The sequence below is a fragment of the Candidatus Accumulibacter contiguus genome, assembly GCF_012940005.1.
GTDB lineage: Bacteria > Pseudomonadota > Gammaproteobacteria > Burkholderiales > Rhodocyclaceae > Accumulibacter > Accumulibacter contiguus.
Map to the genome: position 1 here is coordinate 265,188 of NZ_SPMX01000006.1, position 12,992 is coordinate 278,179.

14 protein-coding genes and 1 pseudogene are annotated in these 12,992 nt (G+C 59.1%); 7 read left to right on the forward strand and 8 right to left on the reverse strand.

Features of this window, described 5'->3' with window-relative positions; genetic code table 11:
- Positions 1 to 6: 6 nt before the first annotated feature.
- Both E4Q08_RS03145 and E4Q08_RS03150 read right to left on the reverse strand, forming a co-directional pair.
- On the reverse strand, positions 7 to 609 hold the full coding sequence (locus E4Q08_RS03145) for a lytic transglycosylase domain-containing protein (RefSeq protein ID WP_034913497.1): 603 nt from the start codon (positions 607 to 609) through the stop codon (positions 7 to 9).
- Positions 597 to 2,321, reverse strand: a complete 1,725-nt coding sequence (locus E4Q08_RS03150) for a proline--tRNA ligase (RefSeq protein ID WP_169069302.1) — start codon at positions 2,319 to 2,321, stop codon at positions 597 to 599. The genes E4Q08_RS03145 and E4Q08_RS03150 overlap by 13 nt, the downstream gene beginning before the upstream one ends.
- Positions 2,322 to 2,537: 216 nt before the next feature.
- On the opposite strand from E4Q08_RS03150, the gene E4Q08_RS03155 reads away from it, so the two are divergent.
- Genes E4Q08_RS03155 through coq7 form a run of 3 tightly spaced genes read left to right on the forward strand, consistent with a single transcriptional unit; the run spans position 2,538 to position 4,323 of the window.
- Positions 2,538 to 3,083 (forward strand): RNA pyrophosphohydrolase, encoded by a 546-nt coding sequence (locus tag E4Q08_RS03155; protein ID WP_169069303.1) that lies wholly within the window; start codon positions 2,538 to 2,540, stop codon positions 3,081 to 3,083.
- Positions 3,080 to 3,655, forward strand: a complete 576-nt coding sequence (locus E4Q08_RS03160; protein ID WP_169069304.1) for a CNP1-like family protein — start codon at positions 3,080 to 3,082, stop codon at positions 3,653 to 3,655. Before E4Q08_RS03155 ends, E4Q08_RS03160 begins: the two co-directional genes overlap by 4 nt.
- A 47-nt stretch (positions 3,656 to 3,702) precedes the next feature.
- Positions 3,703 to 4,323, forward strand: coding sequence for a 2-polyprenyl-3-methyl-6-methoxy-1,4-benzoquinone monooxygenase (coq7, locus tag E4Q08_RS03165; RefSeq protein ID WP_034919136.1), 621 nt, complete (start codon positions 3,703 to 3,705; stop codon positions 4,321 to 4,323).
- On the opposite strand, the gene E4Q08_RS03170 is transcribed toward coq7, so the two are convergent.
- The 6 genes from E4Q08_RS03170 to E4Q08_RS03195 form a co-directional block, all read right to left on the reverse strand.
- Positions 4,320 to 4,739: an OsmC family protein gene (locus E4Q08_RS03170; RefSeq protein WP_034919130.1), complete on the reverse strand. Its 420-nt coding sequence runs from the start codon at positions 4,737 to 4,739 to the stop codon at positions 4,320 to 4,322. The two genes, coq7 and E4Q08_RS03170, sit on opposite strands and share 4 nt — an antisense overlap.
- A gap of 621 nt (positions 4,740 to 5,360) precedes the next feature.
- Entirely contained in the window at positions 5,361 to 5,822 is a 462-nt protein-coding gene (gene dut / locus E4Q08_RS03175) for a dUTP diphosphatase (protein ID WP_034911247.1), read from the reverse strand.
- A complete protein-coding gene (gene coaBC, locus E4Q08_RS03180; RefSeq protein ID WP_169069305.1) occupies positions 5,819 to 7,015 on the reverse strand; it encodes a bifunctional phosphopantothenoylcysteine decarboxylase/phosphopantothenate--cysteine ligase CoaBC in 1,197 nt (398 codons plus the stop codon). The genes dut and coaBC overlap by 4 nt, the downstream gene beginning before the upstream one ends.
- 23 nt (positions 7,016 to 7,038) lie before the next feature.
- Positions 7,039 to 8,670 carry a methyl-accepting chemotaxis protein gene (locus tag E4Q08_RS03185; RefSeq protein ID WP_169069306.1) on the reverse strand — a complete coding sequence of 544 codons (1,632 nt, stop codon included), beginning with the start codon at positions 8,668 to 8,670 and terminating at the stop codon, positions 7,039 to 7,041.
- Between the two features lie 39 nt (positions 8,671 to 8,709).
- Complete coding sequence (locus tag E4Q08_RS03190; protein WP_034911242.1) at positions 8,710 to 9,351, reverse strand: hypothetical protein; 642 nt, start codon at positions 9,349 to 9,351, stop codon at positions 8,710 to 8,712.
- On the reverse strand, positions 9,344 to 10,399 hold the full coding sequence (locus E4Q08_RS03195) for a DUF3592 domain-containing protein (RefSeq protein ID WP_169069307.1): 1,056 nt from the start codon (positions 10,397 to 10,399) through the stop codon (positions 9,344 to 9,346). The genes E4Q08_RS03190 and E4Q08_RS03195 overlap by 8 nt, the downstream gene beginning before the upstream one ends.
- A 241-nt stretch (positions 10,400 to 10,640) precedes the next feature.
- On the opposite strand from E4Q08_RS03195, the pseudogene E4Q08_RS03200 reads away from it, so the two are divergent.
- From E4Q08_RS03200 to E4Q08_RS03215, 4 genes and pseudogenes are all read left to right on the forward strand, one after another.
- Positions 10,641 to 11,096, forward strand: a pseudogene (locus tag E4Q08_RS03200) (UPF0758 domain-containing protein); the annotation flags it as partial.
- 351 nt (positions 11,097 to 11,447) lie between these two features.
- The gene (locus tag E4Q08_RS03205) at positions 11,448 to 11,933 is read left to right on the forward strand and encodes a hypothetical protein (protein ID WP_169069308.1); all 486 of its coding nucleotides are present in this window, start codon (positions 11,448 to 11,450) and stop codon (positions 11,931 to 11,933) included.
- On the forward strand, positions 11,920 to 12,582 hold the full coding sequence (locus E4Q08_RS03210; protein ID WP_169069309.1) for an AlbA family DNA-binding domain-containing protein: 663 nt from the start codon (positions 11,920 to 11,922) through the stop codon (positions 12,580 to 12,582). Before E4Q08_RS03205 ends, E4Q08_RS03210 begins: the two co-directional genes overlap by 14 nt.
- A 225-nt stretch (positions 12,583 to 12,807) precedes the next feature.
- The coding region (locus E4Q08_RS03215; protein WP_169069310.1) for an IS4/Tn5 family transposase DNA-binding protein at positions 12,808 to 12,992 on the forward strand (185 nt) is incomplete at its 3' end.

Genomic DNA, 12,992 nt, shown 5'->3' on the forward strand with positions numbered 1-12,992 from the left:
GCAAAGTCAACGCAGAGCCAGCTTGCTCTTCGCGTAGGACCACTGGTTCTGCCAGGCCATGCGTACCATGTTCGGGTATGCGGGCTGGCCGAGACTGCCATTGTAACGGCCCAGCGCGCGGTAAAGGTCGCCGCGCTCGATGTCGAGATAGTGACGAAGAATGGTACACCCGTAACGCAGATTGGTGCGCAAGTGAAAGAGGTTGTCGTCGCCGCTTCCGACGATCTTGATCCAGAACGGCATCACCTGCATGAAACCCCGCGCACCAGCGCTTGATACCGCGTATTTCTTGAAACCGCTTTCGACATGGATCAGGCCGAGCACCAGTTGGGGATCGAGACCCGCGCGCGTTGCTTCGTAGTGCACCGAACGCAGGAATTCGAAACGTGCTTCACGGTCAGGGATGCGTTTTTCAAGCCTGCCTGACATCTCGGTCAACCAGTCGATCGCATCCATCGAGTCCTGAAAGGAACTTCTCGGCGGCGCCCGGTCCGAGACCGTTCTCGACAGTGCCGACTGCACACTCGCCGAGAGGGGTTCATACTTCTGCGCTCCGGCGTGTACAGCCAGTGACAGCAGCAGCGCGAACAGTGCCGCTACGCAGCGCACAGGCGGTCCTGCAGGAACTGGCGAATCTCGGTCATCGGCAGCAGCTGCGATTCGGCGTCGATCCGCCCCTTGTATTCGAACTTTCCTGCTGCGAGTCCGCGTTCACCGACAAGCACGCGGTGTGGAATGCCGATCAGTTCCATTTCGGCGAACATCACGCCTGGACGCTCGTCGCGGTCGTCGAGCAGAACGTCGATGCCGGCGTGCGTCAGTTCGGCGTACAAGGCGTCGGCTGCCGCCCTCACCGCATCGCTCTTGGCATAAGCCATGGGAACGATGCACACCTGGAACGGAGCGATCGCCGCCGGGAAAATGATGCCACGTTGATCATGCCCCTGCTCGATGGCCGCCCCGACGACGCGGGTCACGCCAATGCCGTAACAACCCATTTCCATGAACCGGCTCTGACCGCATTCGTCGAGGAAGCTGCATTTGAGTGCCTCGGCGTACTTGCTGCGCAACTGGAAAATATGCCCCACTTCAATGCCACGACACAGTTCGATCCTACCCCGGCCGTCCGGAGACCGGTCACCGGCGACGACATCCCGAAAATCGCCGACCAGCATCGGGTCGACCAGATCGCGAACGAAGTTGACGCCGACAAGATGGAAACCCTTTGCATTGGCGCCGCAAACGAAGTCGCTCATCACCGCCACACTGCGATCGGCGAAGACCGGTATGTTGGCTATACCGACGGGACCAATGTAGCCGGGCGGACAGCCGAGAGCGGCGATGATCTCGTCGTCGCGCGCGAAGCGGAACTCGCCGATGGTCTTCTGAGCCTTGAGTTCGTTCAGATGATGGTCTCCACGCAGCAGAATCAACGCAAGCCCAGCGAAACCTTCGGCCTTGCCATTCCATACGATGGCGATCGCCTTGACCATCCGGGTTACCGGAATATCGAGGAATGCGGCGACCTCCTCACAGGTGATACGGCCCGGTGTGGCGACCTTCTGCAGGTCGGCAGCCGCCGCAGCGCGCCCCTCCGACGGGGCCAGGGCCTCGGCCAGCTCGACGTTGGCAGCAAAATCCGAATCCGGACAATACGCCAGTGCGTCCTCGCCGGAATCCGCCAGGACGTGAAACTCGTGCGATCCGGTGCCGCCGATCGAGCCGGTGTCGGCAGCGACGGCACGGAACTTCAGTCCGAGACGAGTGAATATCCGCGTATAGGTGTCGAACATGTTGCGGTATTCGCGCTGCAGGTCATCGAAACTGCTGTGGAACGAGTACCCGTCTTTCATCAGGAATTCGCGGCCGCGCATGACACCGAAACGCGGCCGGATTTCGTCGCGAAACTTGACCTGTACCTGGTAGAAGTGCACGGGCAACTGGCGGTAGCTCTTCACCTCCTTGCGTACGACATCGGTAATCACCTCTTCGTGCGTCGGACCAATGACGAAATCGCGCTGGTGCCGATCCTTGCAGCGCAGCAGTTCGGGACCATACTTCTCCCAGCGCCCGGACTCCTGCCACAGTTCTGCTGGCTGCACTGCCGGCATCGACAACTCGATCGCCCCAGCGCCATTCATCTCTTCACGGATGATCTTCTCCACCTTGCGCAGCACGCGCAGCCCGAGTGGCATCCAGGTGTAGATCCCGCCCGCCAGCCGTTTGATCATCCCGGCGCGCAGCATCAGCTGGTGACTGATGACTTCAGCATCAGAGGGTGCTTCTTTGAGCGTTGACAGGAAAAACCTGGAAGTGCGCATGGCAATGGCTTGGACAGGAAAGAAGCCGCGATTCTACTAGACGGATGGCCAAACCGCGATGCCAATCATTGTACAAAGAGGCGGTGTTGCCGGGCAAGGTGAGCGACAGCTGCGGCAAAGTGATGGGCCGGCCTTGGCCCAAGGGCTACGCCATGCTTTGCAAGCGCAGCAAAGTATGGAAAAATACTTTAACTAATCAATTTGCAGGTTCTAGAAATGCTTGACCGTGAAGGCTATCGCCCGAACGTCGGCATCATTCTTTGTAACGCCAGGAACGAGGTCTTCTGGGGCAAGCGTATCCGAGAACATTCATGGCAGTTTCCGCAAGGTGGCATCAAGCGGGGCGAAACACCCGAACAGGCGATGTACCGGGAGTTGCATGAAGAAATCGGCTTGCTGCCCGAGCACGTGTATATTCTCGGTCGGACCAAGGACTGGTTGCGTTACGAAGTGCCGACGCACTGGGTAAGACGCGAATGGCGTGGCAGTTACCGAGGGCAAAAACAGATCTGGTTTTTGCTTCGTCTCGTTGGGCGTGACTGCGATGTTTCCCTGCGCTCCTGCGATCATCCCGAATTTGATGCCTGGCGTTGGAACACCTACTGGGTCTCGCTTGACGCGGTGATCGAGTTCAAGCGCCGGGTCTATGAGCAGGCCTTGAATGAACTCGCCCGTTTTCTCAATTCGGATCACCGTCGTGGGCGCCATGCCTCCCCGCATGGCCAGGATCCTGCGCCCGCTGAAATCGTAAACGAGGAATGAATCGTTCTTTGGAAGCGCTGCAGAAGCGCCCGCGAACCCGCCGACGCTTGTCGATCGGAATGTTTGCAGGCTGGCTTGGGGTGGTAGCTGCGGTGCTTCCTTCGGCAGGCTGGTCGGCCAGTGCTCCGCGTGATTTCGAGGAAAAGCGCGAGATACCGGGCGAGCTGCAATTGCCCGCGTTTCCGCAACCGGACAAGCTGATCCCTTTTGCGGTCAGTGCGATGACCGACAACCAGTTCATGATTGACAGCGAATCGCTGAGCATCAGCAGCGACGGCATCTTTCGCTACACTTTGGTGATCGTCAGTCCTTCCGGCGCCCAGAATGTGAGCTTCGAGGCAATCAACTGTGCGACTGCCGAACGTCGGATTTATGCCCTTGGCCGCTCGGACAGGACATGGTCAAAGGCGCGCGGCGATCAGTGGGTAAAAATCGTGGACAACTCGCTCAATCGACACCACGCCGAGCTGTATACCGATTTTTTCTGCCCTGTTGGCATCACCATTCGCAATGTTGACGAAGTCCGCGAGGCGCTGCGCCGTGGTGGCCACCCATCGATGATGCGCCGCTAGTATCGATCATTGCTGCACTTGAACCGCGACGGCAGAGGCTGCTGATGATTACCGACCGATTTGTCATCGAATTTGACAAGGCCTTGCGCACGCTTTTTGCGCCGGCACAGACCACTCGCGAAATGCCGGGGAGCAAGGCGCCGGAAGCCGAATTGTCTGACCGCGAGCGTGCCCATGCTGGCGCCCTGATGCGCATCAACCACGTCGGTGAGGTCTGCGCACAGGCACTGTACCAGGGTCAGGCACTGAGCTGCGACGATCAGACCCTTCGGCAAGCACTGGCGAAAGCGGCAGACGAGGAAACCGAACATCTGGCCTGGACCGAGCGCCGCCTGGTTGAACTCGGAGAACGCCCAAGCCTGTTGAACCCGCTCTGGTACCTTGGTGCGCTGGGTATCGGAATAGCCGCCGGCAAGCTGGGCGACCCCTGGAGCCTGGGATTTCTCGCCGAGACCGAAAGACAGGTCGAAGCACACCTGGACCATCACCTGAGCGAGTTGCCGAGCCAGGACATCCGGTCACGCGCGATCGTGACGCAGATGCGGCTCGACGAGATCGCGCACGCCGAAACCGCCGTGCGCCTTGGCGCACGTGAATTGCCGACGCCGACCATCCTGCTCATGAAACTGGCGTCGCGAACGATGACTCGTACCGCGTACTACATTTAAGCATCGACAATCTCGAAGTCGTGTGTGATCTCGGCGGTTTTGCCGAGCATGATCGAGGCAGAGCAGTACTTGTCCTTCGATAACTCGATGGCACGCGCAACCGCTTCCGGTTTCAGTTGCTTCCCACTCACGCGAAAATGGAAATGGATGCGGGTAAAGACTCTTGGCTCGGCCTCTGCACGCTCAGCCTGCAGGACGACTTCACATCCGGTCACTGCGTGACGCCCCTTCCTCAGAATCAGGACAACGTCGAACGCGCTACATCCCCCCGTTCCGGCAAGCAACAATTCCATCGGTCGCGGCGCCAGGTTCCGCCCACCGGCCTCGGGAGCCCCATCCATCACCACGGTGTGGTTGCTCCCCGTTTCAGCGACAAAAGACATCCCGTCGCCGGTCCACCTTACCTTGCATTCCATGCGTTGCTCCTTTTCCAGACGGGCATGACCAAATGACCAAGCGTCAGACCTCGACAAGCAAATCCGACCCTGTGGTCGTCGGCGACCAATGAACGGGCGCTGAACTTTCGCCGCGGACATCGATTGTAGCTGGAAGTGTTGCCGCAGAGCCCGGCAAAATTGCTGTTGCATCGCAACAATTCTACGGGAGCTGGCGCTTAAATACTGCCATTATCAGTTATGAAATATGGAATCAATGTACTAATCTAACACCAAACTATTGAACATAAATAATTTCAATTTAAAGAGACATCCAGCGAACCCGGCCGGGAAAAAAAAATGGCGCAGCGCACAAAAAATACTTGAAGTTCAGCGTAGGATGATCCATAATCTCTTCAACGTAATCACTTTGCAGTTAGGCCAGTCAAGCACTTCCAGCCTGCTTCCCCTGTCTCCTCCACCCTCCTCCTTTGGTGTGGATTTAGCGCGGTTCCAACGAGCCGCGCTTTTTTTTGGCATTACCAATGCATTGGGGGCCTGGCCAGCAAGCGCCAAGAGCGGGGAAGAGCGGGGAAGAGCGGGGAAGAGCGTGCTCAGCAAGTACAGTGATACCGGGCGCCGCGCTTTTGCTGAGCACTGGGCTCAGCTATGCCCTGTGCTTCCGAAACCGCCGTCACCGCGCGGGCTGGCCGGGAATTCCTCGACGACCTTGAAATCCATCTGCAACACCGGCACCACCACCAGTTGCGCCAGGCGATCGAGCGGACAGAGCGTAAAGGCTTCCTTGCCGCGGTTCCAGGTCGAGACCATGATCTCTCCCTGATAGTCGGAGTCGATCAGTCCGACCAGGTTGCCCAAAACGATGCCATGTTTGTGGCCGAGGCCAGAGCGTGGCAGGATCATCGCGGCCAGCCCCGGATCGGCAAGATGGATTGCGATACCGGTCGGAATCAGCAGCGTTTCGCCCGGCTGGATTTCTACTGGAGTATCGATGCACGCTCGCAGGTCAAGTCCGGCCGAGCCGGGGGTGGCATAATGCGGCGGATGGTCACGCAGTCGGGAGTCGAGCAGCTTGACGTCTACCCGCAGGTCCCGGCTGGTCATTGGCGTTTCTCGAGCAGGGCGGCAATGCGGGTTACGAGCTGGCGTGCGAGCTGCAGCTTGGGTGCCGGTGCCAGCGGGTGTTGGCCGTCATCGTCAAAGAGAATCAGCTTGCTGTCGTCGCCGCCAAAGCCGTCGGCAATCAGGTTACCGACGAGCAGCGGAATTTTCTTGCTACGCCGTTTGCTTTCCGCATATTCGTGCAGGTTCTCGCTCTCGGCAGCAAAACCCACGCAGAGCGGTGGTGCGCGCAGCGCAGCGACCTCGGCAAGAATGTCCGGGTTCTGCACCAATTCGATCGACGGCGGCGTCGCCTGTTCGCCCTTTTTGATCTTTTGCGCGATGGGTCTGGCGGGACGGTAATCGGCGACTGCGGCGACTGCGATGAAGACGTCATTGCCGGCGACCTGTTGGTGCACCGCGGCGTGCATCTGCAGGGCACTGCTGACCTCGATGCGGCGGACTCCCTGCGGGCAGGACAGGCTGACCGGGCCGGAAACCAGGGTCACCTGTGCACCCGCTTCGCGGGCGGCGCGGGCAATGGCATAGCCCATTTTCCCGGTCGACAGGTTGGTAATTCCCCGTACCGGGTCGATTGCCTCGAAGGTCGGCCCCGCGGTCAGCAGCACGTGCTTGCCGGCGAGCCACTTCGGCTGAAAGTGGGCAATCATCTCGGCAAGGATGTCTTCCGCTTCGAGCATCCGCCCCAGCCCGGTCTCACCACAAGCCTGATCGCCACAGGCCGGACCGAGGATGTCCACGCCATCGGCGCGCAGGCTGGCAATGTTGCGACCAGTCGCCGGGTTTTCCCACATCTGGCGGTTCATTGCCGGAGCAACCAGAAGTCGGCAGTCGCGTGCCAGGACCAGAGTGGTCAACAGGTCATCGGCCAGTCCATTGGCCACTTTGGCGAGAAAGTCAGCCGAGGCGGGTGCGACCAGCAGCGCGTCGGCTTCCCGCGACAGGTCGATGTGAGCCATGTTGTTGGCTACTCGCGGATCCCACTGATCGGTAAACACCGGCTTGCCGGAGAGTGCCTGGAATGTGACCGGCGTGACAAAGTGCGTCGCCGCTTCGCTCATCACCACCTGCACCGAGGCGCCTTCCCTGAGCAGCAGGCGGACCAGTTCAGCTGCCTTGTAGGCCGCAATGCCACCGCTGACGCCAAGGACGATACGTTTTCCCGCGAGTTCCATAGGGCTGCTCTAGATCATGACCGTTAAATGCGAAAGAACTCGGCTGCTGCACGCAGGCGATGCGCTGTCGTGGCGAGATCGGTCGCCGTAGCGGACACCTGCGCGGCGGCCGAACTGTTCTCCTGGGATCCGGTTGCGATACTTGCGACCGCAGCGGCAATTTCGCCACTGCTTTGGCTTTGCGCGCCGAGTCCTTGGGCAATCTGCTGAATATGGCTGACCAGCATGCCGGTTTCGGCGGCAATGGCGTCCATCGTCGCCTTGGTCGCCTGGACGGAGTGAATGCTTTCGCGTGCCTTTTCCGATCCCGCACCCATTGCATCGATGGCGCTCTCGATCCCTGACTGGACCTGGGTGATCATCGCCGTGATGCGGTCGGTCGATTGGGCGGTACGTTCGGCGAGTTTTCTCACCTCGTCGGCGACGACCGCAAAGCCTCGCCCCTGTTCGCCAGCGCGGGCCGCTTCGATGGCCGCGTTCAGGGCAAGCAGATTGGTCTGGTCGGCGATCTCGCGAATCACGCCAACGATGCTGGAAATCTCACGGGAATGTTCACCGAGTGACAGCATCGAATCCGCGGTGCCTTGAACATCGCTCGCGAGGTGCTCGACCACCCGCGTCGTGCTGGTGATTTCGGCGCTGCCCTGATCGCAGCGTTCCCCAGCCTGCTGAACCTTGATCTTTGCCGCATCGGATTGTGCGGCCATCACCGAGATGCCGCTCGACATCTGTTCCACAGTGGACACCATGGCACTGACCGACGCACTCTGAACGCGCGCGCTGTCGGCGACCGTGGCGATCGTCGATGAGAGCTGCGCGGCAGAAGCGCTGACCGTCTGGGCCGCGGCACGAATTTCCCCGACTGTCCGCCGCAGGTTGCTGGTCGTGGTGTCGAGGGAACGCAGCAGGTCACCGATTTCATCGGCGCGCTCGCTGGCTTGTGCTTGCTGGTCGAGCGCACCGCTGGCGATATTGCCCAAATGCTGGCTCGCCTCCCTGATGCCCGCCAGCAGCGATTTGCCAAAGAAGTAGTTGGCGGCGGCGGCGAGCGTAGCACTCAAGACAAACACCAGCAGCAACACGCGCAGGTCGGATTGGGTGGTGGCGGCCGTGCCAGTCTCGACCTCTGTTTGTTCCCGGGTGCTCAGGGAAACCACGTCATCGATGGCCTTGCGATGTTCAGCATAGTGCGTCGCGAGTTTGTTCAGGGACGTGCGCGCCGTCGTCGCGTCACCAGACTGGACGGCAGGAACGAACTCCTTGTCGGCAATTTCAAAAAATCGCATCGCCGGCGCATGTGCATCGTTCAGGAAACGGGTCTTGATGCCTTCGGGCAATTGCTGTCCGGACCAGAACCTGTGACGCCCGTCGTAGTCCTGTCGCAGTTGCTGCAACTTGCCAATCAGTGCGGCACGTTCGTCCACCCGGTCGGGGTCGACGATCTGCAGCGCGGTGAGGTAGGATTCGATGATGTAGTTGGGTGGCGGGAGGATGTCCGCGACCAGATCCTTGTAGAGGACGATGCGATTGTAGTTCGGGCCACCGACCTTGGTCTGGTTGATCGTATGCCAGGTCCAGACGCCGAAAACCAGGAAGCCGGTAGCCAGGGCAAGGGTCACCAGCAGAAGTTGTATGCGTAGACTGAAACGAGTCATCGGGAAGACCTCCGGGGCATGATTGGCGTTGGCTGATGGTCACCGCGCCAGGTCGGCGCTCTGCCGAGCCAGAACAGAGAGCCACACCTCATCGCCACCCTGCGGTCCGGTACCGCCAACCGCCTGGCCGGACGCGTCACGCAGGGCAATACGCACAGCGCTTGTGCCCTCGTGGCTGGCGAGGCTCCAGTTCCACAGATAGTACCACTGCGACAGATCGCGCAGCCGCTTGTCCGTCGCTTGCTGCAGCCAGGCGTCGCTGACCTGCAGCTGCAGCACCTGGTCAGCATCGACATGCGCTGCAACGATGTGGGCGGCATCCAGGCCGATGCCCCGGCTGGCGACGGCCGCAAGCCATTCCTGAAATTGTCGGAGATGCTTTGCGCCGGCCCCACGGCGATTGAAGATACCCAAGCCGTTGAGCACGATCACGATGATCACCGGTGCAAGCACGCCGAGCGTACCTGCCGTCGTGCGCGCGACATCGAATCTCATCAGGGCCAGGGCGATGGCCAGGGCAGTGACCATCCAGGCCGCCAGCCCCAGCAGCACGCGGCCAGCCCGGGTCAGGAATATTCCGACAGTCATCGGCGGAAAAAGCACCTCCCGCAACACGCTGCCGACAGCATGGTAATCGACGACGCTGGTCAGCCTCGCGGGGCCCTTTGGCAGGTCAGCCATGCGGTTGCCCTGGTTCGCCTCCTGATCTTGCCCGAAGGGTCAGCCAGAGAATCCCCAGCGGCAGGCCCGTCAGCACCAGCAAGCCGAGAATGACGCAGATCCAGACGCCGGCAAGCGCGTCGCCAAGGAGGGTGGCGAGCGCTGGGTCTGCTCCCGTTTCCAGGACGGCATTGCCGGGCGCCTGCGGATCGTGAAAAACGGCCACCGTGCCGCCACCCTGCAGCTGCATTGAATACGCCTCCAGCCGCTGCTCGACCGCTACCTTGTCGCGGTTCGGGCGCATGCCCAGGCGGATGACGTCGCCAGCATGGACGATATTGCCGACGCGATAGCGGTAATGGATCTCGGCCACCCATGCTGGGCGCCAGCCGCGCCCGACACTCACCCGGGTTTCGTTGAGGCGAATGCTGCGTAGCTGTCCTTCGGTCACGGGCCAGGCGCGCGTGGCCTCGGCCCGTTGCCACTCGGCCGACAGGGTACGATAGTCGTTCCAGTATGTCGCAGCAGTGACCGCAAGGATGCCTTCGAGAACCAGCACCACGACCGCCACACCGAGCCACCTGTTGCACCGGTCGCGCAGCGCATCGGGCGCTTGCCCCCACAGCACGCCTCGATCCCAGACAATGGCGAACCTGGCCGGAGCTGCTGTCGCCGACGTTTCCGGATCGACGCGATACTGCATGGCGGCCACCGCGATATTGGTCGGCGGCACGCTGTCGCCAACGACCTGGTCACAGCGGATGCGGATCGATTCTTTGGATTCGTTATCGTGATGCTCGACCAGGCGGACAACGAGCTCGCGGGCGGTGGTTTCCGTCTGCAGTTGAACCGGGTGACCCGGTACGGTGGCGATCACGGCGGATACTTGCCGAAGCAGCCGACGACGGAAGGCGTTGATGACCAGCAGCGGCGCCTGCAGCAGTAGCGCGGCGATTACCAGCAGGCTGATGAGGCCAGCCGGACCGGCTGGCTGCGGACTATCGAGGGCCAGCGGCAGCGCGGCCAGCAACAGTCCGCCCAGGGTAACGGCGCGGTAGAGGCGTACCATTGCCTGCCAGTGAGCAGAGGGGGTTTGCAGCAATGGATGAATGGAGAGTGTTGGTGATGAATCAGCCATCAGAGTCCAGAGCTAGATACCTCTTCGGAGTCGAGACAGTAGCCTGCCTTTGCGACTGCGTCAATCATGCGCCCTGCAAGGAAGGGAAACGGTCATGACTTCCATCATCGGGGGTGCCTGCAACAGTCATGACCGTTAGAATGCATGGCAGCACATTGCTGGGGGTAACAAGATGGCGATTAGCGACTGGCCAGAGGACGAGCGACCACGTGAACGCTTGCTCGCCCATGGTGCGGCATCCTTGTCGGATGCCGAATTGCTGGCAATTTTCCTGCGTGTCGGCGTCAAGGGAAAAAGCGCCGTCGATCTGGGGCGCGAGCTGATCGGTCGATTCTGCGGCCTGAACCGCATGTTCGCTGCCAGCCAGGCGGAGTTTTCTGCGGTGCCCGGCATGGGGCCGGCGAAGTACGCCCAATTGCAGGCAGTCCTGGAAATGGCTCGGCGCGCGCTCGGCGAGGAAATGCGCCAGGGACTCACCTTTGCCTCTCCTGGTGCCGTACGCGACTACCTGCGGCTGCATCTCGCGGGCCTGGAGCACGAGGTCTTCCTTGCCTTGTGGCTGGATGCACAGAATCGCCTGATTGTCGCTGAAGAGCTCTTCCGCGGTACGCTAACGCAGACCAGTGTCTAAGCACACGCAGGAACATTCTAAAGCACAGATCGGTAGCTCAGGCATCCCCATTCGCTTCCACGGCAGGATACAATCGAAGCGTCCTGTTCCGCTGAACAGCGCTGCGTGAGTCTCAAGAAGTGGGGGGCTGTCAGGGGCGACAGCGGCTATAGAAGGCGCTGAACTGCTCACGGTAATGCTCACGTACCCCAAGCTAGAATGAGCCATGTTCTAGGCGGCGTCTGACAGTTTCCAGGGGTGAGCAGTCAGTGACGGTAGTACAACACTGCTGGTTCGGGAGACTGTGTTTAGCGGGTTTCAGCGCTAATTGTATGTCGAAGCAACCTGATTACATTTCATGGCCCAGAGATGACGTCGAACCAAATACCTGAAATAGAACTCGCATCCTACCGATTCAAGTTAAAGCGAATTCAGCGTGATGAACTACCGCAATTGCTGGAGACACTCCTCCAGCAGGGGCGTCTTACGGAGTCGCTTGCACCTGATATTGCAGAAGCAATCGAGCGAGGAGCGAGCCGCCGGCTTACAAGCGAATTGCTCTCTAAAGTTATTGCAGCGACCAACTCCAAAAGAATATTCGATGCAGGAAGGGAAACTCTTAATCTTTGCCGTGAAGAGTGGTATAGGTTCGTCGGATTGATTGATGATGAAGATGTGGAGAAGCAATTAGTAGAAATTATCTACGACCACGTTAGCAACGGTCAAACCCCAACTCATTTTTTACGCATTCTTGATGCATTGGTCGAGCGTGGTTCTCATCGCAGTATTGAAGTGATTCAGGTCTTGATCTATGAACTCGATCCGAAATTGCAGTCCGCAAATGTCGTTTTTTGACAGCGTAAAGGATCAAATAAGTGAAGAAAGTGCACCTCAAGAATTTGGAAACATTCTTTATAACCGATGGCTTCTTCAATTCCATGTTGAACGGCTGCGTGCTGCATTGGCTGCGCTAAAGGTTAGGCTAGATGCAACAGAAAACAAAGAATCGTCAATTGATCAGCAAATGCTTCCATCCGATAATACTTATGTAGACGACAAAAACAAAGGCATGAATGGCTCATGGCGACAAGCACCGGAACCCGGCGACGTTTTCGCACTCATTAAACGCGGTGAGGGGCCACATCTCGAATTTAAATCCACCCTTCGGGTAAGCTTGCCGCCTAAACAAGATACACCTCAATATGTCATCGAGGGTGAAGTTCTGAAGACTGTCTGTGGATTTCTGAATAAAGACGGTGGTGAGCTAGTTATAGGAGTAACGGATAACGGCGAATGCCTAGGAATTGAAGCAGATAAGTTCAAGAACCTCGATGAGTTTCAGAAGCACTTCTCAAACCTGATGCGGACGAAGATTGGAATACAGTTTTACGCAGCCTTCGTGTTCGGCCATGTTGTCCCGATTCAAGATAAGCATGTGTTCTACGTGAAATGTATACCTAGCGATCAGAAGGTATTCGCAAAGGTCAAGAAAAAAAAAGGATGATCCTGAAGTTGAAGAATTCTTTGTCCGAACCGGCTCCCAAACAGAGAGGCTAGAAGGCACCCGATTACCCACAACTCACTTGACATAGGAGCGCGCGGCGTGGCTTGACTCCAACGCGATAGCAAACGCTGTTGCATTTCCGCTTACCCACCCCATATATGCAAACGGCAACAGTTTTCAAGCTGTTGTTAAAACGTATATTTCGTAATCTTGCGGAGGTATGGCATGGGTTGGGCAGCGGAGGAGTTCAAGGATCTGGATTTGGGGGATGCGCGGCGGACGCGGCGCTTGATCAAGCTGGTGGATGATCTGTCGGCACAACCGACCGGAAGCATCCCGGTGGCTTGCGGGGGTTGGGCGGAAACCAAAGCGGCCTACCGGCTGCTGGACAATCCCGCGACGGACTGGCG

Bases quoted from the DNA above. Each gene is read 5' to 3' on its own strand.
- E4Q08_RS03150 (WP_169069302.1), bottom strand. From the start codon at position 2,321: ATGCGCACTTCCAGGTTTTTCCTGTCAACGCTCAAAGAAGCACCCTCT.
- E4Q08_RS03155 (WP_169069303.1), top strand. From the start codon at position 2,538: ATGCTTGACCGTGAAGGCTATCGCCCGAACGTCGGCATCATTCTTTGT.
- E4Q08_RS03160 (WP_169069304.1), top strand. From the start codon at position 3,080: ATGAATCGTTCTTTGGAAGCGCTGCAGAAGCGCCCGCGAACCCGCCGA.
- E4Q08_RS03170 (WP_034919130.1), bottom strand. From the start codon at position 4,739: ATGGAATGCAAGGTAAGGTGGACCGGCGACGGGATGTCTTTTGTCGCT.
- dut (WP_034911247.1), bottom strand. From the start codon at position 5,822: ATGACCAGCCGGGACCTGCGGGTAGACGTCAAGCTGCTCGACTCCCGA.
- coaBC (WP_169069305.1), bottom strand. From the start codon at position 7,015: ATGGAACTCGCGGGAAAACGTATCGTCCTTGGCGTCAGCGGTGGCATT.
- E4Q08_RS03185 (WP_169069306.1), bottom strand. From the start codon at position 8,670: ATGACTCGTTTCAGTCTACGCATACAACTTCTGCTGGTGACCCTTGCC.
- E4Q08_RS03190 (WP_034911242.1), bottom strand. From the start codon at position 9,351: ATGGCTGACCTGCCAAAGGGCCCCGCGAGGCTGACCAGCGTCGTCGAT.
- E4Q08_RS03195 (WP_169069307.1), bottom strand. From the start codon at position 10,399: ATGGTACGCCTCTACCGCGCCGTTACCCTGGGCGGACTGTTGCTGGCC.
- E4Q08_RS03205 (WP_169069308.1), top strand. From the start codon at position 11,448: ATGACGTCGAACCAAATACCTGAAATAGAACTCGCATCCTACCGATTC.
- E4Q08_RS03210 (WP_169069309.1), top strand. From the start codon at position 11,920: ATGTCGTTTTTTGACAGCGTAAAGGATCAAATAAGTGAAGAAAGTGCA.